Genomic DNA, 20683 nt, shown 5'->3' with positions numbered 1-20683 from the left:
CGGACAACGCGTGTGCGCTCCGGGCACAGGCCGCGCCGCGCCCCGCTCCTACGGTGACAACGGAAAGGCCCGGCGCGCGTCCGCCGTCCGGGCCGACCACCTCACCGAAGGGGAGCCGACGTGACCAGCATGCCGGTTGCGGGCATGACGCCGACCTCCGGCGCCGCCGAGCCCGCCGAACTGCTCGTGCGCAACGCCAAGGTGTACACGGGCGACCGGGCACGGCCCGAGGCGCGCGGGATCGCCGTCCGCGACGGCCGGGTCCTGGCGCTGGGCGACGACCACGACCTCGCGGGCCTGGTGGGACCGGAGACGAAAGTGGTCGACGCCCTCGGCCGCCGCGTCGTCCCCGGCCTCAACGACTCGCATCTGCACGTCATCCGGGGCGGCCTCAACTACGTGCTCGAACTGCGCTGGGACGGCGTGCCCTCGCTGCGGCAGGCGCTGGCGATGCTGCGGGAGCAGGCCGGGCGCACCCCTGCCGGACAGTGGATCAGGGTCGTCGGGGGCTGGACGGCGGAGCAGTTCGCCGAGCGCCGGATGCCGACCGTCGCCGAGCTGAACGCCGCCGCCCCGGACACCCCGGTCTTCGTGCTGCACCTCTACCAGTCCGCGCTGATGAACCGCGCGGCCGTGCGCGCCGCCGGCTTCACCGCCGAGACCCCCGACCCGCCCGGCGGCCAGATCGTGCGGGGCCGGGACGGCCGGCCCACCGGCGTGCTGCTGGCCGCCCCGGGCGCGCTGATCCTCTACTCCACGCTCGCCAAGGCCCCCGCCCTCGCCCCCGGCGAACAGCTCCTGTCCACCCGGCACTTCCTGCGCGAGCTCAACCGCTTCGGGCTGACGTCGGCCGTCGACGCGGCCGGCGGCTTCCAGAACTTCCCCGACAACTACGCCGCGGTCATCGAACTGGCCCGGCGCGGCGAGCTGACGCTGCGCATCGCCTACCACCTGTTCCCGCAGACCGGCGGACAGGAGATCGCCGACCTGACCCGCTGGATCGAGACGGTCCGCCCGCAGGACGGCGACGCCTGGCTGCGCCTCAACGGCGCCGGCGAGAACCTCACCTGGGCCGCCGCCGACTTCGAGAACTTCACCGAGCCCCGCCCCGAACTCGCCGACGGCTACGAGGCGGAGTTCGAGAAGGCGGTGCGGCTGCTGATGGAGAACGGCTGGGGCTTCCGGCTGCACGCCACCTACGACGACACCATCCGCCGCGACCTCGCCGTCTTCGAACGCCTCGCCGCCGAGGGCCTGTTCCCGGCCGGCAACCGCTGGCTGTTCGACCACGCGGAGACCGTGAGCGACGCCAGCCTGGACCGGATCGCCGCACTCGGCGGCGCGGTCTCCGTGCAGAACCGCATGTCCTTCCAGGGCCGCGCCTTCGTCGACCGCTACGGCGCGGCGGCCGCCACCCGCACCCCGCCCGTGCGGCGGATGCTCGACAAAGGGCTGACCGTCGGGGCCGGCACCGACGCCACCCGGGTGTCCTCGTACAACCCGTGGGTCGCCCTGCACTGGCTGGTCACCGGCCGAACGGTCGGCGACCTGCCCCTGTACCCGGAGAGCAACCGGCTCAGCCGGGAGACCGCCCTGGAGCTGTACACCCTCGGCGGTGCCCGCCTCACCGGCGAGGACGACGTCAAGGGCCGCCTGAAAGAAGGGCACTTCGCGGACCTCGCCGTCCTGTCCGACGACTACTTCGGCGTGCCGGCCGAGGACATCCCGCACATCGAGTCCGTCCTCACGGTCGTCGGCGGACGGATCGTCCACGCGGCGGCCGAGTACGAGGGCCTGGACGAGGCGATCGAACCCGTCCGGCCCGAGTGGAGCCCCGTCGCCCACTTCGGCGGCTACCGGGCCACACCCCGGCCCAGCCTCACCGGCGCCCGGCAGGCCGACCTGCTCGCGCAGGCCGTCGCCGAGTCCGAACAGCACCGCCGGTGGCGGGCCGCGCGCGGCCTCGCGCCCGAGGCCCGCTCAGAGGTGTTCGACCCGTGCTTCGTGCTGTGACGCCGGGCGCCGCCGGGCCCGTGCACCGAGAGAACCCCGAACCACCACAGGAGCCACCATGAACACCGGACTGCTCGTCCTGCGGGTGATCATCGGCCTGCTGATCGCGGGCCACGGAGTCCAGAAGGTCAGCTTCCGACTCGGCGGCCGGGGGCTGCGCGGCGGCATCCAGGAGTTCCGCGACGACGGCTTCCGCGGCGGCGCGCTCACCGCGCTCGCCGCGGGCGCCGGCCAGATCGGCTCCGGCCTCTTCCTCGCCGCCGGACTGCTGACCCCGCTCGCGGCCACCGCGGCGATGGGCGTCATGACCGTCGCGCTCACCGTCAAGTGGCGGCACGGCCTGTGGGTCCAGAACGACGGCTACGAATACCCCCTCGTGCTGATCGTGGTGACCGCCGTCCTGTCCGCGACCGGCCCCGGCGACTGGTCGCTGGACGCCCGGCTCGGACTGCTGCCCTGGCCGGCCTGGTGGGCCCCGCTCGTCGTCGCCGCCGGGGTCGGCAGCGGCCTGCTGACGCGCCTGGTCCTGCACCGGCCGCAACGTCACCCCCGTCCCCACCGCCCCCAGGAGAGCACGTCATGAGCGACAGCCCCGAGCCCGCCCCGCGGCGGCCCGAGTCCGCCCGGCGCCACGAGCCGGACCTGCGGTCGATGACCCGCATCAACCTGCGGCCCATCGCCTCCCCGATGCCCCTCGGCTTCTTCGCCGTCGCCATCGCCTCCGTGATCGTCGGCGTCTTCCAGCTGGACCTGCTCGGCGCGGACGCCGGCCGGGCCGTCGCCCTGACGATCCTGCCCGCCTTCGTCCTCCAACTCCTGGTCGCCGTCCTGGCGTTCGGCGCGCGGGACGTGCTCGCGGCAACCCTCATGGCCTGCTTCTCCGGCACCTGGCTGGCGTCCGCGCTGGTCCTGGCGCTCGAACCGCCCTCCGGAGCACGGGTGCTCGGCGTGCTCAACCTCGTCTTCGCCTTCTTCGCCCTGCTGATGGCGACCGTCGCGCACCGCAAGCGCGCCATGTGGCTGGTGCTGTGCGTGGCAGTGCCGCGCTTCACGGTCGCGGCCCTGTTCAGCCTCACCGGCGCCGGCTGGCTCGGCCGCATCTCCGGCGTGTTCGGGCTGCTCCTCGCGGCGGTCGCCCTGTACGCGGCGTTCGCGCACATGGTCGAGGACATGCGCGGCGAGGAGGTCCTGCCCGTCGGCCGCAAGGGGCCGGCGTACGACGCCGTGGAGGGCGACCTCGCGGTGCAGCTGCGGAACCTGGAGCGCCAGGCGGGCGTACGCCGCACCTTGTGACGCCGACGGCCGGCCGCCGCCCGCGGGCCGCCCGCCGCCTGTCGCCGCCACCCGCCACCCGCGCGGAACGGCCCGTCACCCGCCGGGAGGCGGCCCGTCACCCGCGCGGACCGAGCCGCTCCCGCAGCTGACCCCGCGAGGTGATCCCCAACTTCGGGTAGATCCGGTACAGATGGGCCCCGACCGTGCGCGGGGAGAGGTACAGCTGCTGCCCGATCTCCCGGTTGGACAGGCCCGTCGCCGCCAACTGGGCGATCTGCAGCTCCTGGGGCGTGAGCAGATCCCAGCCGGGAGGACCGGCCTGCGCCCCGCCCTCGCCCGCCGACCGCAGTTCCTGGGCCGCCCGCTCGTGCCACGGCTGCGCCCCCAGCGCGGCGAGCGACTCCTTGGCGATCCGCAGCGGCGTACGCGACTCCATCACCCGGCGCCTGCGCCGCAGCCAGGCCCCCTGGGCGAGCAGCAGCCGCGCCCGGGTGAAGGGATCACGGGACAGGTCCAGGGCCAGCGCCGACCGGAACCGCTCCCCGGCCTCCTCGTCGTCCGCCAGCAGGGCGTGCGCGAAGGCGAGGTTGGCCCGGATCATCCGGACGTCCGTGGCGGCGGACGCGGCGTCGAGCCGGCGCAGAGCCTCCCGCGCGAGCGCCCGGTGCTCCTCGGAGACCGCGGCCTCGGCGAGCGTCGTGATCGCGACCGTCTGCAGATACGGGTGGTGGGCCGGGTCGGAGGGGTCGAACACCCGCCACACACAGGCGAACGCCTCCGCGTGCCGCCCGGCCGCCAGCGCGATCAGACCGCGCGTGTTCTGGATGAACGCCAGATTGGACGGGTTGGCGACGGTCAGCCCCTGCCGCTCCGCCTCGCCGATGGCCGTCTGCGCCGCCTCCAGGTCCCCGAGGACGGCGGCGAAGTGGGCCTTGGCGATCCGGGCGCCGGTCAGCCAGCGCGGCAGCGCGCACTCCTCCGCGAGCCGCAGCGCCTCGGCCACGCTCGGCAGCCCCGACTCCCAGTCCACGATGTGGGCCGCGGTGAACGACAGCGACACCAGCGTCTGGGACAGCAGCCCGAGCCTGCCCTGGGCCCGCAGCCCCGCCGCCGCGTGCCGCAGGAAGCCCCCGGCGTGGTCGTAGGCGCCCGCCATCGTGGCCGCGGTGCCCAGCGTGGCGGCGCCGATGACGTCGTAACCGCCCCGGAACTCCAGCCGTTCCAGCCGTTCCACGACGGTCGTGCCGCGCTCCAGCGGGGCCGCCGCGGCCAGGACGTACACCAGCTCGGGGTGCAGCTCGGGCACCGGGAGCCGTTCGGCCGCCGCGACCACCCGCTCGCGCAGCTCCCGCCCCGGATCCGACCACCAGCAGCGCCGCGCCGCCGCCCGCAGCAGCCGCAGCGCCGGCTCGGGCTCGCCCGCGCCGGCCGCCGCCTCGGCCGTGGCGAGCAGCAGCCGCAGCCGGGGAACGCTGGTCGACACGTCCGTCTCCAGGGCCTCGCGCAGCAGCACCATGCGCGCCCGCGCCGGCACGTCGAACTCCAGCGGGGCGGCCAGCTGCAGCAGGGTCGCGGCCCGGTCGGTGCGGCCCAGTTCCAGGGCGAGTTCCGCCGCCTTCAACAGCCGGCGTCCCCGGGCCGAGGTCTCCTCGCCGAGCGTCAGCGCCCGCTCCACCGCGGCCAGGGCGACCGCGGGCGCGCCGCGGGCCCCGGCCCGCTCGGCCGCCCGGTCCAGCGCCAGGGCCGCGGACTCGTCCCGGCGACCGCCGGCCGCGGCCCGGTGCCAGGCCTGCCGGTCGCCGCGGCCGTCCAGTACGGCGGCCAGCGCGGCGTGCGCGGCGCGCCGCTCGGCGGGGGACGCGGCGTGCAGGACGGCCGCGCGCACCAGCGGGTGGGCGAACCGGACGCGCCGGTCGTCCACCGCGACCAGGGCGGGCGCGCCGCCGGCTTCGAACGCGTCCGGCCCGATCCGCGTGCCCGCCAGCCGGGACGCCGCCGCCAGGACCTCGTCCACCGCACCCTCGTCGTCGGACGCGGCGATCAGCAGCGCGCTGCGGGTGTGCGGCGGCAGTCCGGCCAGCCGGGAGGCGAAGGCCCGCTCCAGCCGTGCGGTCAGGGGAACGGCCGGGGACACCAGGGCGTCGGCGGCCGTTCCCCGGCGGCGCAGTGCGTCGGGCAGTTCCAGCAGCGCCAGCGGGTTGCCGGCGGCCCCCTCCAGCACCCGGCGCCGCAGCGTGGGCTCCAGCGTCGGCTCGGCGGCGTCCAGCAGCGCCTCGGCGTCGTCGGGACCGAGCGGGCCCGGCCGCAGTTCGGGCAGGGCGAGGGCGTCCAGAGGAGTCGGCGCTTCCTCGCGGACCCCGAGCAGCAGCCCGAGGGGTTCGGCGCCGAGCCGCCGGGCGAGGAACGCCAGCACGTCGAGGGTCGGCGAGTCCAGCCACTGCGCGTCGTCCACGACGAGCAGGACGGGCCTGTCGGCCGCCGCCTCGCCGAGCAGACTGAGCGTCGCCAGGGCGATCAGGAAGAACTGCGGGGCGGGCGCCGCAGGCGACGGCTTCCCCATCCCGAACGCGGCGAGCAGCGCCTGCGCCTGCGCCGGCGGCAGCGCCGACACGCGGTCCAGGACCGTCCGGGTCAGCTGGTGCAGCCCGGCGAACGGCAGATGCGTCTCGGTCTCCACCCCCGACGCCCGCAGTACGGTGCACCCGGCGCCGGACGCCCGGTGCGCCGTCCGCGCCAGCAGGGCCGACTTGCCGATCCCCGGCGTCCCGCGCACCACGAGCGCCGCGCCCTGCCGGGGCAGCCCGTCGACCAGGGCGTCGAGCGCCTTCAGCTCCTCAGCCCTGCCGATCAGCCCGTCGACCGACACCCGATGCCCCCGTCACCACGCCTGTGTCCCGACAACGATTTTATGGGCGCGACCGCACACAGGGAGCAGCCGCGGTGCGCGGGCGGCACAGCCCGGCCGCCGGCACGCGATCACAGTCACTTCGCAGTCATCGTGCCGATGCCGCGGACGCCGCCCGGGCCCGACGCTGGGCGGGTGCGGACGCGGCCCTTCGCCGGCGGACCGGCCGCGTGCGGGGAACGTGAGGGTGCCGGCAGGAGGCGGGAGGAGCGATGCGACCGACGACGACGCTGATCGACGGGTCCCGCGGCCGGACGCCGGCCGAGGCGGCCCGGGGCCGGACGCCGGTCGACGGGCGCCGTGGCAGGACGCCGGTCGAGGTGGCCGGCGGCCGGCTCTCGGCCGACGCACCCGGCGGTCGGACGCCGGTCGGCGCCGCCCGCGGCCGGACACCGGCGGACGACGGCCGCCCGGTCACCCGGCGCCTGGGGCATCTGCTCTTCGTCACCCTGGACGCCGACGCGCATCGGCCCGCCGGACCCGGCCGGCGCGCCGCCCTCGGCCCACTGCAGGAACCGGGCTTCGTGGCGGTCGCCGTGCCCGGCTCCGCGGCACCGGTGACACCTGCCGCATGGGCCGCGCCGGCCACACCGTCCGCGCTGGTTGCCCGGGCCGCTCGCCGCCCCGGACGTACGGCGGGCGCCGCGGGTGTGCGGCTCCTGGTGTGGGACACCGGCCGGCCGTACGGGCTCCGTCCATGGCAGGGCGCCGACGAGCCGCACGGCCCCGGCCTGCCCGTCGCCCCACCCGTCAGGGCCTGCCTGGTCCCTCGTGCCGCACTCGGCCCCTGGGCCAACGCCCTGGCCGCGTTCGCCCCGCTCGAGGCCGACCCCGCGAGCCCGTCGGCGGCCCTGCTCGCCGCGCTGGTCGCCGCCCTGGCCGACACCCCCGCCGGCTGCCCCGAGCCCATCGCCCGCCGGCTCGCCGACAGCGTCACCGACCTGCTCGCTTCCCTCGTCGCCGAGCACACCGGCGCCCGCACGGACGCCGCCGAGGGCACGCGCGGCCGGCTGCTGGAGGAGATCCGCGCCCACGTCGACCGCCACCTCACCGACCCCGGCCTCGGCCCCGAGTCCATAGCCGCCGCCCACCACATCTCCGTGCGCTCCCTGCACAAGCTGTTCGAGGACGAGGACCTCACCGTGGGCCGCCTCGTCCAGCGCCGCCGGCTGGAGGAGTGCGCCGAGGACCTGCTGCGCCCCGGGAACGAGCGGCTGACCATCGCCGCCGTCGCCCGCACCTGGGGGTTCGTCAACCCGGCCCACTTCAGCCGGCTGTTCCGCTCCGTGTACGGGGTGACTCCGAGCCGCTGGCGCCAGGGACACGGCGACCCTCCCGCCGGGCCCGCGCCGCCCGCCGAACCGCGTGTGCTTGCCCCGTCAACCCGTCTGCACTCTGGGCAAACTCCCCGATCCGCGCCGCTCCTACGGTGAGCCCACCACGAACCACGGGGCACGCGAGGAGAGGTCGAGCACCATGTCCGACGAGCACAGCAGTACTGGACCGGCGGGCAGCGGACCCGTCGGCACCGGTCCCGTCCTGGAGCGGGCCGCGGCGGAGTTCGCCGCCGCCACCGCCGACCCGCCGTATCTCTACGAGATCCCGGTCGAGGAAGGCCGCAAGGCGGTGGACGACGTTCAGTCCGGGGCGATCGCCAAGCCGGAGGTGGACGAGGAGTGGGTGACCGTCCGGGGCGGGCCCACGGGATCGGTGCGGGCCCGGATCGTCCGCCCGGCCGGACACGAGGGCCCGCTGCCGGTCCTCGTCTACATCCACGGCGCCGGCTGGGTGTTCGGCAACGCGCACACCCACGACCGGCTCGTGCGGGAACTGGCGGTCGGGGCGCGTGCCGCGGTCGTCTTCCCCGAGTACGACCGCTCGCCCGAGGTGCGCTACCCCGTGGCGATCGAGCAGAACTACGCCGTCGCGCGGTGGGTCGTGCAGGAGGGCGCCGGGCACGGCCTGGACGCCGCGCGTATCGCCGTCGCGGGCGACTCGGTCGGCGGCAACATGTCGGCGGCGCTCACCCTGATGGCCAAGGAGCGCGGCGACCTCGAACTCGCCCTCCAGGTGCTGTTCTACCCGGTCACCGACGCGGCCTTCGACACTCCGTCCTACCACCGCTTCGCCGAGGGCTACTTCCTGCGGCGCGAGGCGATGAAGTGGTTCTGGGACCAGTACACCACCGACGAGGACGAGCGGGCGCGGATCACCGCGTCCCCGCTGCGCGCCACGCGGGAGCAACTCACCGGGCTGCCCCCGGCGCTCGTGATCACGGCCGAGGCGGACGTCCTGCGCGACGAGGGCGAGGCCTACGCGGACAAGCTGCGCGCGGCCGGCGTCCCGGTGACGGCGGTGCGGGTGCAGGGCGTGATCCACGACTTCGTGATGCTGAACGCGCTGCGCTCCACCCAGGGCGCCGAGGCGGCCGTCACCCTGGCCGTCGACGCCCTGCGCAAGGCCCTCCACGCCGTCTGAGCACGGCCCCCACCCCTGCACCAACCACCCCTTCGCGACAAGGAGTCGTCAGTCATGCCCGAATTCCGTCCGGACGAGGTCACCGCGGCGCCCAGCCCCGATCTGCTCACCCCGCAGAACTCCGTGTTCCTGTTCGTCGACCACCAGCCGCAGATGTTCTTCGGCACCGGCAGCGGCGACCGCACGGCCGTCATCAACAGCACCGTCGGACTGGCCAGGGCCGCCCGGCTGTTCGACGTGCCGTCCGTCATCACCACCGTCGCCGCCGAGTCCTTCTCCGGCCCGGTGCTGCCGCAGCTCGCCGAGGTCTTCCCCGACCACAAGCCGATCGACCGCACCACGATGAACGCGTGGGAGGACGAGAACCTGGTCGGGGCCGTCCGCGCCACCGGCCGCAAGAAGATCGTGATCTCCGGTCTGTGGACCGAGGTCTGCCTGGTCCTGCCGGTGCTGTCCGCGCTCGGCCAGGGCTACGAGGTCTACGTCGTCGCCGACGCCTCCGGCGGTGTCACCCCTGCGGCCCACGAGCACGCCCTGGAGCGGATGAGCCGGGCCGGCGCCGTCACCGTCACCTGGGTGCAGGTGCTGCTGGAGCTCCAGCGGGACTGGGCGCGCGGCGAGACGTACGAGGGAGTGATGGACATCGTCAAGGCGCACGCCGGCGCGTACGGCCTCGGGGTCGTGTACGCCAAGCACTTCATCGGCGCGGGCGCGGCGGGCTGACTCCCCGGTTCCGCGAGCGTCCGTCGGCGACCGCCGGGGTGTGCCCCCGGCGGTCGCTCCGCCATGTCCGGGCGCCCCCACCGAGCGGCAGGGCCGTTCGGCCCGCTCGGCCCGGCGGTCCGGGCAGCCGAGGGGCACGGCGGGCTCGGGCACCCCGGATTGACCTGCGGGGACGGGCCCTTGACCGAGTGTGCACGGCACCCCCGCGCGGGCCCCGCCGCCCGGATGTCCGCCGCAGGATGGGCGTGCCGCCGCGTACCGGGCCGCGGGCGGCGGGAAGGGAGGGCGGTCCGATGGCGGACACCAAGGAGCGGGCTTCGGCCCTGCTGGACGCGCAGGCGCTGGGACGGGGACCGCAGTGGCGGGTGCTGCGCGAGGCGATCGAGACCGTGACGGAACAGGGCCGGGCCCTGTGGCTGTGCGGCGAACCCGGCATCGGCAAGACCGTCCTGCTGGAGCAGGCCGGTGAGTTCGCGGCGGACCGGGGACTGCGGCTGCTGCGCGTCAACGGGGCCGAGGGCGAGAAGGACCTGCCGTTCGCCGCCCTGCACCAGATGATGTGGACCCTCACCCCGCAGGCCCGGGAATTGCCGGCCCCGGCGCGGGCCGCGCTGGACCGCGCCCTCGGCATGGACCCGGACGAGGAGGCGGGGGCGTACACGGTCTCCGCGGCTACCCTGGAACTGCTCGCCCTCGCGGCCAGGCGCCGCCCGATCGCCCTGCTCATCGACGACCTGCACTGGATCGACGCGTCCAGCGCCGAGGTCCTGCACTTCCTCCAGCGCCGGCTCGCCCCGGTCCCCGTCGTGATGCTCGCGACCGTGTGGGCGGAGGCCGTCGCCGGCTCCGACTTCACCGGCGTACGGCTCCTGGACGTCGAGCCGCTCACCGACGAGGGCGCCGACGGGCTGCTGCGCGAACGGCACCCGGGGCTGTCCGGGGCGGCCCGCTCCCGGATCCTCCAGGAGGCGGCCGGCAATCCGCTGGCGCTCGTCGAACTGCCCGGCCGGCTGGAGGAGGGCGAGCGCACCGGCGAACTTCCGCTGCCCGAACACCTTCCCCTCGGCACACGGCTGCGGAACATGTTCGCCCGGCGAGTGGCGGTGCTGTCGCCGTCGGCGCAGTTCACGCTGCTGCTGTGCGCCCTGGAGGGCCGTGAGGGACCGTCCCCGCACCTGATCGCCGCCGCCGCGCGCGCCGCGGGCGCCGACGGCGTCGAGCAGGACCTGGCGCTCGCCGAGGAGCACGGCCTCATCCATCTCGACCCGCGCACCGCCCAGGTGCGCTTTCGCCACCCGCTGGTCAGGTCGGCGCTGGTGGCCGCCGCGCCCGGGGCCGACCGCCGGCGCGCGCATGCCGCCTGGGCCGACGTGCTGCCCCGCGGCGACCTGCGGCAGGTCACCCACTGGGCCGCCGCCACGGCCGTGCCCGACGAGGAGATCGCCCGCGCGCTGGAGGAGGCCGCCCAGCGGGCCCAGGCCCGCGGCGGCGACGCCGAGGCGGCCGGACTCCTCGCGCGCGCCGCCGGGCTGAGCGGCACCGCGGCCGGCCGGGGCGACCGTCTGGTGGCCGCCGCCCTGGCCGCCGTACGGGGCGTGCGGATCGCGCTCGCCGACCAGCTGCTGGAGCAGGCCCAGGCGCACGGCGTGCCCGCCGCCGCCCGCGACACGCTGGCCTTCACCCGCTCCACGGTCCGCTTCCAGGCGGACGGCGACCCGGCGCCCACCCTCGACCTGGTGCCCGGCGTGCTCGACCGGCTCGACGGGCTGCCCGGGACCGAGCCGATGCGCCGCGGATGTCTGTTCCTGCTGCTGCTGATCGCCGGGTACACCACCGACCCCCGCGCCTGGGAAGCCGTCGACGCCCGGCTCGCCGCCCAGTCGGACCTCGTGCGCCTCGGCCGCGACGTCTGGCACGACCCCGCCCGTCACGCCCAGGACGGCGCCGCCCGCCTGGCGGAACTGGCGCGCACGGTCACCGGGGAGAGCGCCGAGGACGCCTGGCTGTTCCTGTGGTCCGCCGTGGCGCTCGACTCGGCCGACGAACACGCTCCGCTCATCAAGGAGTTCGCTCGTCGGCACTCGTACGTGACCCAGGCGCTCATCACCGCCGTGTGCGGCTACGCCGACTACCTCAACGGGCACTGGGACCGCTGCGTCGACGCGGCCCGCGCGGCGGCAGCGGCGGCCCGGGTCCGGGGCTTCGGCATGCACGAGCGCGTCCACCGGTACACCGAGGGCTACGTCGCCGCCGCCCGGGGCGACCGGCAGCGGGTGGACGAACTCGTCGCCGAACTGCGGCCCTGGGCCGTCGCGCGCGGGCTCGTCTTCGTCGTCCACCGCGTGCGCTCCATGGAGGCCATGTGCGCCCTCGCCGTCGGCGACCACGAGAGCGCCTACGCGCACGCCTGCGCCATCACCCCGCCCGGCTCCTTCCCCGCCGGCGTCAACCACTTCCAGCTGGTCTTCCTCGACCTCGTCGAGGCGGCCGTGCACACCGGCCGGCACGCCGAGGCCCGCCGGCACGTCGCCGCCGGGCTGGCCGCCGGCATGGACCGCATCTCCCCGCACCACCGCTTCGTGCTGCACGCCGGGCGGGCGCTGGCGAGCGAGGACGTCGACGCCGACTGCACGGCCCTGTACGCGTCGAGCGACACCCGGCGGTGGCCCTTCGAACTGGCCCGGGTGCGCCTCTACCACGGCGCCTGGCTGCGCCGGCACGGCAGACGCGCCGAGGCCCGCGACCAACTCACCCTGGCAGAAGGGGTTTTCACCGGCCTGAGCGCCGGTCCGTGGGCCGAGCGGGCCCGGCAGGAGCTGGCGGTCTGCGACGAGTCCGCCGGCGTGTCGGCCCTCAGCCCGCAGGAACTGCGGATCGCCGAACTCGTCGCCCAGGGGCTCACCAACCGGGAGGTCGGCACCCGGCTGCACCTGTCGCCGCGCACGGTCGCCGCCCATCTCTACCGCATCTACCCGAAGCTGGGGATCACCACCCGCGCGGCGGTCGCCCGGGCGCTGGCCGCGCAGCCCACGCGCGAGGACCGTCATCCGACCTAACGGCCGGCGCGGCGCTCTCGCCACCCTGGGTGAACGGCCGGGGCCGTTCCCGGCCCGGACACCGGTGCGATCCGAGGAAGCCCTCATGACACTGACGACCACCCGCACGAGCGAGCACCGTCTCGGCGCCCTGCGCGTCACCACCCACCAGGGCCCGGCGCCGTACGTCCTGTCCGGCCCCGAGCACGATCGCGGGACCAGGTCCGGTACCGGCCCCGCCCTCGTCGGCGTCGGCGTCCAGGCCGAGGGCGCCGCCGTATGGGCCCAGCTCGGCTCCCGCACGCCCTGCGCGCCGGGCGACGTGTTCGTGGCCGACCCCTCGCGGCCCTGGGAGCTGTGCGAGCCGGCCGGATTCCGCCTCCACCTCTACACCGTGCCGCGGGAGTTGACGGGACTGTCCGACGACGAGCTGGCCGTCCTGTGGGGCGTGCACGGGCGGACCGGAGGCGGTGTGGCGCGGCTGCTGGCGCCCTTGCTCACGGCCGCGGCGGAGGCCGCCCCGACGTATCCGCCGCACATCGCGCACGGCGTCGCCGGCAGCGTGGTCGACCTGCTGGGCACCCTGGCCGCCGAACGGCGCACCCGCGCCCGGGCGAGCGCCGCGCACCGGGCGGAACACGACGAGCGGGCCGCCATGGCGCGGCGGGTGCGGCACTTCGTCAACGAGAACCTCGCCGACCGGGCCCTGAGCCCCGAGCACATCGCCGCCCGCCACCACGTGTCCGTGCGCTACCTGCACAAGGTGTTCGCCGCCGAGGGCACCACGTTGAGCCGGTGGATACGGCGGCGCAGACTGGAGGAGTGCAGACGTGAGCTGGCCCGGCCGGCCGGGCCCGGGCAGGCCTCGCTCGCGACGGTCGCCCGCCGCTGGGGCTTCGCCAACGCCGCCCACTTCAGCCGCAGTTTCCGCGCCGCGTACGGGGTCTCGCCCAGTGAATGGCACCGCCTCCGGGCCGGGGCCGGCGCGGACTGACGCCGCTCAGTTGGCCACCGCGGCCCGCGTCGCGTCCCGCCAGTCGCGCGGCGAGTGGCCGTACACCGCCTTGAACGACCGGCTGAAGTGGGCCACGTTGGCGAACCCCCAGCCGCGCGCCACCGCCGAGACGGTCGGCGTGACCCGGCCGCGCCGCGCCAGCTCGCGCGCGCACTCCTCCACCCGCCGCCGCTGGATCAGCTTGCGCACGGTCGACTCCTCGCCCTCGAAGAGCAGATGCAGATAGCGCACCGAAATGCGGTGGGCGTCGGCGATGGCGGCGGGGGAGAGGTCGGGGTCGCGCAGGTTGTCGTCGATGTAGCGGCGGATCGACGCCAGCAGATGCTCCCGGCCCGAGCGGGCCCGGTGATCGTGCTCCAGGGTCTGCTCGTCGATCAGCGTGGCGAGCAGGTCCGCCAGGTTGCCGGCCAGCCGGTCCCCGACGGCGTCGTCGGTCCCCTCCGCCTGCGCCACCAGCGTCGACACCAGGGGCCCCAGCAGCGCCGCCACCCCCTCGGACGCCGGCACGGCCCGGCCCGTCAGCTGCCGCGCCCGCGCCCCGGAGACCCCGAGCGCGGCACCCGGCACCCGCACCAGATGCAGCAGGAACGGCCGGCGCTGCTCCAGCGAGAACGGCCGCCGCAGATCCAGCAGGGCCAGCTCGCCCGGCTGTACGGCGGTGCCGCGCCCGTCCTGGTGCAGCGCCCCCCGCCCCGACACCTGCACGGCGAGCGCCAGCCGGTCGTCCGGGGCCTCGGCGACCAGCCGCGTCGTGCGGCTCAGCCGCATCGGGTCGGCCCGCAGCGACAGCACCCGGACATAGCCGAGGTCCCGCGACGCCAGCGCCCCCTCGAACGGCCGCTCCTGCGCGGGCCGCGCCACCCGCACCGGCCCCAGCCACTGCCGCACCGCCCGTTCCCAGGCCGCCGCCCGCTCCGTCTCCGCCATGACCGCCGTGTCCACCATGGGCTGCACAGTCCGCTCCTCGCTGGGCGCTCCGGCAAGGCGCACGCCTTGCCCCATATGCCCAGGCTCGGCGCGCCGCGGCCGCCGCGGTTAGGTCATTTGACGGGTGCGCCGCCGGGGTGCGGCGTCCGGCGCATGCGGTGCGCGTACGGTCATGACGTGGTGCGCGCTCAGGCACCCGCGACGCCGGTGGCGTCCCTAACGTCGGCCCTTTGCAGGACGCCGCCGGCCCCCAGGAGTTCGTGTGTCCCGTACCGACCGCTCGCAGTGGCCTCCGCTCGTCCTGGAGCGCGGGGCACGGGAGTTCGTGCGCGACCACGACTGCCCGCGGGTGCCGCCCGGCACGGACCCGGGGCCCGCGCGGGCCGCCGTCGCGCGGCTGCTGGACGGCCGGCCGCCGGACGAGCACGTCACCGAGGAATGGCTGTCCCTGCCCGGCGGTCCCGGCCGGTGCCGGATCCCCGTCCGCATCCTGCGGCCGGCCGGCGCAGAAGGGCCGCTGCCCGTCGTCCTGTTCGCGCACGGCATCGGCTGGACCCTGACGGATGCCGCCACCCCCGGCCGGCTGCCCGCCGACCTCGCCCTCGGCGCCGACGCGGCCGTCGTCGTACCGGAGTACACGCGTGCGCCCGAGGCCCGCTACCCGGAGGCCGTCGGGCAACTGCACGAGGTGGCACGCTGGATCACCCGCCAGGGCGGCCAGTGCGGGCTCGACGGCGCCCGGCTCGCGGTCGCCGGCGTCTCCTCGGGCGGCAACCTCGCCGCCGCCCTCACCCTCCTCGCCAAGGAACGCGGCGAGGTGGAGTTCCTCCACCAGGTCCTGCTCTGCCCGGTCACCGACGCCGGCCTGGACACCCCTTCCTACCGCGCCTTCGGCGAGGGCCACTTCCTCGGCGGCGAGGCCATGCGCGGCTTCTGGCGGCAGTACGTCCCCGACCCCGCCGACCGGCTCCGCAGCACGGCCTCCCCGCTGCGGGCCACGGACGCGGAACTCGCCGGCCTGCCCGCCGCCCTGATCGTCACCGCCGAGGCCGACGTGGTCCGCGACGAGGGGGAGGCCTACGCGGCCCGGCTGCGCGCCGCCGGGGTGCCCGTGACGTCGCTGCGCTACCACGGCACGGTGCACGGATTCGTCCTGTTCGACGCCCTGCGCGGCAGCGACGCGGCGACGGCCGCCCGCGTCCAGACCATGGACACCCTGCACACCGCACTGCACTCCTGGCGGTCCTGAACCCGCCGTGCTCCACCGGGCCCTGCCCCGGCGCGCGCCGGCCCTCCGGCCCCGTTCCCGCCGCGCCCCTCCCGCCCCGGCGAACCGGGCCGTGCGCCGGTGGTCCGTGCGCCGGTGGTCCGTGCGCCGGCGGGCCGTGCGCCGGCGGCACAAACCCGTGCACGCGGGGTCATACCGCGTGACCCGCGCCGCCCTAGCGTGCGAAGGACACCCCGATCGTCCAAGGAGTCCCGGACCATGACCGAGCCCCAGTCGATGAGCCGCCGCAGGATCATGGCGGCCGGCGCGGCCGTCGCCGCCGGCGCGAGCCTCGCCGCCGCCCCGGCCCCCGCAGCCGCGTCCGGCCACGACGCCGTACGCACCCCCGAGCCCACCATCGCCCTGGTGCACGGTGCCTTCGCCGACGGATCGAGCTGGGCCCCCGTCGTCGAGCGCCTCCAGCGAGGGGGGTACACGGTCCAGGCCGTCGCCAACCCGCTGCGCGGCCTCGCCGTCGACGCGGCCTACGTCCGAAGCGTCCTCGCCTCCCTCACCGGTCCCGTCGTCGTCGCCGGGCACTCCTACGGCGGCGCCGTCGTCACCGAGGCCGCCGACGGCCTGGAGAACGTGAAGGCCCTCGTCTACGTCGCCGCCTTCGTGCCGGACGCGGGCGAGGTGCTCGGCGAACTCGCCGCCAAGTACCCCGGCTCGGAGCTGCAGGAGGCCCTGTCGCCGGTGCCCGCCCCGGCCGCCGACGGCACCCCGGGACTCGACCTGTACCTCCGCACCGACCGTTTCCGCGACGTCTTCGCCGCGGATGTGTCCCGGACCACCGCCGCGGTGCTCGCGGCGGCCCAACGGCCCCTGTCGGCCGGCGCGTTCACCGACCGCACCACCAGGGCCGCCTGGCGCTCCGTCCCGTCCTGGAACCTCGTCGCCACCCGTGACCGCGGCATCCCCCCGCGGCTGCAGCGGTTCCAGGCCGAGCGGGCCGGCTCCCGCACGGTGGAGGTCGCCAGCTCCCACCTGCCCCTGTACAGCCGCCCCGGCGACGTGGCCGCCCTGATCAGGACCGCCGCGCGCACCGCCGCCCCTTCCGCCTGAGCCGTCGGCGGCCCCCGTCCGGACGGCCGTCCCCCGAGCCCCTGGCCTTCCCGCCCCCCCCGAGTGAGGAACCCCGTGTCCACAGCACATGACCTCGAACAGATCGCACACGCCAACGCCACCGGCCGCACCCCCGTCGTCTTCGTCCACGGACTGTGGCTGCTGCCCAGCAGCTGGGACCGCTGGGCTGGGGTCTTCGAGAAGGCCGGCTACGCGCCCCTGACCCCCGGCTGGCCCGACGACCCCGACACCGTCGCCGAGGCCAACGCCCACCCCGAGGTGTTCGCCGGCAAGAGCGTCGGCCAGGTCGCCGACCACTTCGCCGACCTCGTCGGCCGCCTCGAGCGCAAGCCCGTCGTCGTCGGGCACTCCTTCGGCGGCCTCATCACCCAGATGCTGGCCGGCCGGGGCCTGTCGGCGGCCTCCGTCGCCATCGACCCGGCGCCCTTCCGCGGGGTGCTCCCGCTGCCGCTGTCCTCGCTGCGCGCGGCGAGCGTCGTGCTCGGCAACCCCGCCAACTACCACCGCGCGGTGCCGCTGACGTACGACCAGTTCCGCTACTCCTTCGCCAACGCGGTCGATGAGGAGGAGGCCAGGGAGCTGTACGAGCGGTTCGCGGTGCCGGCGCCGGGCGAACCGCTGTTCCAGGCGGCCACCGCCAACATCAACCCGTGGACGGAGGTCAAGGTCGACACCCTCACGCCGCAGCGCGGCCCTCTGCTGATCATCTCCGGCGAGAAGGACCACACCGTGCCGTGGGCGCTGGCCAACGCGTCGTACAAGAAGCAGGTCCGCAACGAGCACGCCGTCACCGAGATCACCGAGATGCCGGGCCGCGGCCACGCGCTGACCATCGACAGCGGCTGGCGCGAGGTCGCCGGGACGGCGCTGGCCTTCGTCAAGCGGTTCACCGGCTGACGGGCGAGCGACAACGCGAACGGGGGCGCCGGGCGACTCATCCGCCCGGCGCCCCCGTTTCGCCGTGCCGGCGACCCGATCCCTGCGGGCCCCGCCCCGTCCCGCGCGCCCCGCCCCCTCCTGGGCCGCGCCCGTCCGCTCAGTCCTCCCGCAGCGCCCGCGCGAGCGCCGCACGGGAGGTGATCCCCAGCTTCGGGAACACCTTGTACAGGTGATCGGCGACCGTGCGCGGCGACAGCCGCAGCACCTGCCCGATGTCCTTGTTGGTCAGCCCGTCCGCCGCGAGATGGGCGATCCGCAGCTCCTGCGCCGTCAGCAGCTCCCGCCCACCGGCCGCCGGCGCGACCGCGTGCCCGGCTGCCCGCAGCTCCTGCTCCGCCTGCCCGGCCCACGGCCCGGCGCCCAACGCCCGGAACGCCCGGTGCGCCTCCACCAGCACGTCCCGCGCGGCGGCCCGCTGATGCCGGCGCAACCACGCCCCGTGCGCCAGCCGCAGCCGGGCCGACTCGAACACCCACCGCTCGGCGCCCTCCACCTCGAAGGCGGCCCGGTACCGGGCGGGCGCCTCCTCGTCCGTCGCCGCCAGCGCCTCGGACGCCGCCAGCACGAACGCGTGGTGAGGGGAGATCTCCGCCATCCGTGCCGCCCGGCCCGCGGCCACCTGGGCGCGCGCCTGCGTGTGGCGGCCGGTGCGCGTGGCGGCGTCCACGACGTCGAAGAACACCAGATGGAACCAGACCAGCCCGGCCGGCAGCTCGCCCGGCGGCATCAGCTCCGTCAGCCGCGTGTACGCCTCCTCGTACCGGCCGTGGGCCAGGGCCGCCAGCCCGCGCAGATACACCAGACGGTCCAGCACCAGCTTCATCCGCCCCCGGCGCGCGACGGGCCCGACGATCCCCTCGATCTCCGCCAGGCCCTCCTCGTCGCCCCGCCCCGCGAGATACATGGCGTAGTGGTGCCGGAACGCCAGCGCGTTGTTGTGGTACCCCAGTTCGTCCGCCGCGACCGCCTCGCGCAGACAGACGCCGGCCTGGTCCCAGCGGCCCTCCAGGTAGTCCTGGTACGCCTTGGCCTTCGCGATCGTGCCCTGGGTGGCGTAGGCGTGCTGCTCGGTGAAGCGCCGCCACATGGCCGCGTCCGCCATGTCCACCGACGACGCCGTCCACAGCAGCAGCCAGGCCACCCCGGCCTGCTGCTCGCCGCTCATCCCGGCGGCCAGCGCCCGCAGTTCGCCGCTGACGCCGTGGCCCGTGCGCGCCGGGTCCGACCAGGCCCGCAGACAGAGCCGGGCCAGCGGCGACACCCGTTCGCGGTGCCGCTCCAGCACCTCCCAGCCCCGCGGGTCGCCCGTGTACGCGGAGGCGAGCAGCAGCTTGAAGAACGCCTGCTCGGCCAGGCCGCCGAAGGAGTCCGCGCCGGGCTCGGCCAGCGCGTCCAGGGCCTCGGGCAGCAGGGTGAAGGACGACTCGAAGTCCATCCGGTGGCTCTGGTCGACGTACACCACCGCGTACGCGAACAGCGGCGCCACGTCGGGGGGCACCGGGCCCTGCTTGAGGTCCTCCACGATCCGCGCCGTGTACGGCAGCCTGCCGCCGCGCGCCGCCATGACGGCGGCCCAGGTCAGCCGTCTGGCCCGGGACAGCGGGTCGGTGCTCAGGGCCGCCGCGCGGTCGAGGAGCAGCGCCGCCTCCGCGTCGCCGCCGCGCCGGGACAGCCGTCGGCCCGCCGCCTGGAGCCGGGCGGCGAGTTCCTCGTCCGGCAGCAGCGTCGCCGCGGCCTCGTGCACCAGCCGGCGCGGGTCGTCGGCCGGCAGCGCGCCGGCGAGTTCCCGGTGGGCCTCGCGCCGTTGCCGCCCCGAGGCGCCCGCGACGACGGCGCTGCTGACCAGCGGGTGCCGGAACACCAGTCGGCCCACCGGGTCCAGACGCGCCAGCCCGCTGGACTCGATCAGGTCCAGCACGCTCTCCACCCGCTCGCCGGCCTGCGCGCGCAGCCACCTGCCGGCGTCCCAGGCGGCCGTGCCCCCGCCCAGCGCGACCAGCAGCAGCACCCGCGTCGCCTCGGCGGGCAGGGAGGCGAGCCGGTCGGCGAACAGCCGCTCCAGCCGCCGCCCCAGCGGAAACTGCTCAGGCAGCGGCGCGACGCCCCGGATCTGGTCCGGATGGAGCTGCAGGGGGAGTTCGACCAGCGCGAGCGGATTGCCCGCGGCCTCCCGCACCACCCGCTCCAGTGCCGGGCCGCCCAGCTCGGGATGGCGCCGGCGCACCAGCCGGGCGGCGTCCGCGGGCGCCAGCGCCCCGATGTCGACCGGCCGGGTGGGCCAGCCCTCGGCGGCCGTGCCGTCGGGTCGGCTGGCGCTCACGATCACGAGCGGCAGATCGGCCATCCGCCGGTGCAGGAACGCGAACACGGCCACGCTGGAGGAGTCCACCCACTGCAGGTCGTCCAGCAGGACCAGCAGCGGCCGCTCACGGGTCGCCTCGGCCAGCAGCGTCAGCGCGGCGGCGCCCACCAGGAAGCCGCCGGCCGGTGACAGCGTCTCGTGCAGGCCCAGCGCGGCCCCGAGAGCCTCGCGCTGCCGCGCGGGCAGCGCCCCGGAGCGTTCCACCAGCGGCCACAGCACCTGGTGCAGCGCGCCGAACGCCAGCTCGGACTCCGCCTCCGAACCCACCGCGCGCAGCACGGTGAACCCCCGCCCGCGGGCCCGGGCGGCCGTCCAGTCCAGCAGGGCCGTCTTGCCGATGCCCGCCTCGCCGCGCAGCAGCATCGCCGAACCGCCCCCCTCGCGCGTCAGCGCGCCGTCCAGGGCGCGGTGCAGCAGCGCCGTCTCCTCCCGGCGCCCCATGAGGTCGGTGCCGTCCCCTGTCGGCAATGCGTTCCCCCTCCTGCCGCGACGCCGGCCGCACGGATGCGCGCGGACCCGGCGCGCCGCCCCCGAGGCGCAGGATAACGCCGTCGTCCCGGCCCGCAGCCGGAACCGTACCGTCCGATCGGGACGCCCGGGAACGGCCCGGTGTCCCGGCGGAACCGCCCGCCGGGACACGCTGTCCTGGGCGTGCACA

Annotated in this window: 14 protein-coding genes; 11 read left to right on the top strand and 3 right to left on the bottom strand. The window is 76.1% G+C overall.

Annotation, left to right across the window (positions count from 1 at the left end):
* The first annotated feature begins 129 nt into the window (after positions 1–129).
* The 3 genes from ABZY13_RS10870 to ABZY13_RS10860 are packed head-to-tail and all read left to right on the top strand — an operon-like array spanning position 130 to position 3306.
* Positions 130–2013: an amidohydrolase gene (locus tag ABZY13_RS10870; protein ID WP_356629188.1), complete on the top strand. Its 1884-nt coding sequence runs from the start codon at positions 130–132 to the stop codon at positions 2011–2013.
* Positions 2014–2071: 58 nt separating this feature from the next.
* Positions 2072–2596, top strand: coding sequence for a DoxX family protein (locus ABZY13_RS10865; RefSeq protein WP_356629030.1), 525 nt, complete (start codon positions 2072–2074; stop codon positions 2594–2596).
* On the top strand, positions 2593–3306 hold the full coding sequence (locus tag ABZY13_RS10860) for a GPR1/FUN34/YaaH family transporter (protein ID WP_356629028.1): 714 nt from the start codon (positions 2593–2595) through the stop codon (positions 3304–3306). Before ABZY13_RS10865 ends, ABZY13_RS10860 begins: the two co-directional genes overlap by 4 nt.
* A 97-nt stretch (positions 3307–3403) precedes the next feature.
* Here the strand turns inward: ABZY13_RS10860 and ABZY13_RS10855 are convergent, their stop codons facing one another.
* Positions 3404–6154, bottom strand: coding sequence for an AAA family ATPase (locus tag ABZY13_RS10855; RefSeq protein ID WP_356629026.1), 2751 nt, complete (start codon positions 6152–6154; stop codon positions 3404–3406).
* 251 nt (positions 6155–6405) lie between these two features.
* Between ABZY13_RS10855 and ABZY13_RS10850 the strand changes: the two genes are divergently transcribed.
* The 5 genes from ABZY13_RS10850 to ABZY13_RS10830 all read left to right on the top strand — a co-directional run bounded on the left by ABZY13_RS10850 (position 6406) and on the right by ABZY13_RS10830 (position 13423).
* Positions 6406–7626, top strand: coding sequence for a helix-turn-helix domain-containing protein (locus ABZY13_RS10850; protein ID WP_356629024.1), 1221 nt, complete (start codon positions 6406–6408; stop codon positions 7624–7626).
* Between the two features lie 43 nt (positions 7627–7669).
* A complete protein-coding gene (locus tag ABZY13_RS10845; protein WP_356629022.1) occupies positions 7670–8671 on the top strand; it encodes an alpha/beta hydrolase in 1002 nt (333 codons plus the stop codon).
* Between the two features lie 54 nt (positions 8672–8725).
* Positions 8726–9394, top strand: a complete 669-nt coding sequence (locus ABZY13_RS10840; RefSeq protein ID WP_356629020.1) for a hydrolase — start codon at positions 8726–8728, stop codon at positions 9392–9394.
* A gap of 293 nt (positions 9395–9687) precedes the next feature.
* Positions 9688–12450 carry an AAA family ATPase gene (locus tag ABZY13_RS10835; protein WP_356629018.1) on the top strand — a complete coding sequence of 921 codons (2763 nt, stop codon included), beginning with the start codon at positions 9688–9690 and terminating at the stop codon, positions 12448–12450.
* Between the two features lie 85 nt (positions 12451–12535).
* The gene (locus tag ABZY13_RS10830; protein ID WP_356629016.1) at positions 12536–13423 is read left to right on the top strand and encodes a helix-turn-helix domain-containing protein; all 888 of its coding nucleotides are present in this window, start codon (positions 12536–12538) and stop codon (positions 13421–13423) included.
* Positions 13424–13429: 6 nt separating this feature from the next.
* On the opposite strand, the gene ABZY13_RS10825 is transcribed toward ABZY13_RS10830, so the two are convergent.
* A complete protein-coding gene (locus ABZY13_RS10825) occupies positions 13430–14389 on the bottom strand; it encodes a helix-turn-helix domain-containing protein (RefSeq protein WP_356629186.1) in 960 nt (319 codons plus the stop codon).
* Between the two features lie 244 nt (positions 14390–14633).
* On the opposite strand from ABZY13_RS10825, the gene ABZY13_RS10820 reads away from it, so the two are divergent.
* From ABZY13_RS10820 to ABZY13_RS10810, 3 genes are all read left to right on the top strand, one after another.
* A complete protein-coding gene (locus tag ABZY13_RS10820; protein ID WP_356629014.1) occupies positions 14634–15620 on the top strand; it encodes an alpha/beta hydrolase in 987 nt (328 codons plus the stop codon).
* Positions 15621–15857: 237 nt separating this feature from the next.
* Complete coding sequence (locus ABZY13_RS10815) at positions 15858–16703, top strand: alpha/beta hydrolase (RefSeq protein WP_356629012.1); 846 nt, start codon at positions 15858–15860, stop codon at positions 16701–16703.
* Positions 16704–16778: 75 nt separating this feature from the next.
* Entirely contained in the window at positions 16779–17621 is an 843-nt protein-coding gene (locus ABZY13_RS10810; RefSeq protein ID WP_356629010.1) for an alpha/beta hydrolase, read from the top strand.
* A gap of 139 nt (positions 17622–17760) precedes the next feature.
* Here the strand turns inward: ABZY13_RS10810 and ABZY13_RS10805 are convergent, their stop codons facing one another.
* Positions 17761–20493, bottom strand: a complete 2733-nt coding sequence (locus tag ABZY13_RS10805; protein WP_356629008.1) for an AAA family ATPase — start codon at positions 20491–20493, stop codon at positions 17761–17763.
* Between the last annotated feature and the right edge of the window lie 190 nt (positions 20494–20683).

This window comes from Streptomyces sp. NPDC006610 (assembly GCF_040611575.1).
In the GTDB taxonomy this organism is placed as follows: domain Bacteria; phylum Actinomycetota; class Actinomycetes; order Streptomycetales; family Streptomycetaceae; genus Streptomyces.
The sequence above is the reverse complement of the archived record's forward strand: the minus strand, read 5'-3'. Positions and strand labels throughout refer to the sequence as shown.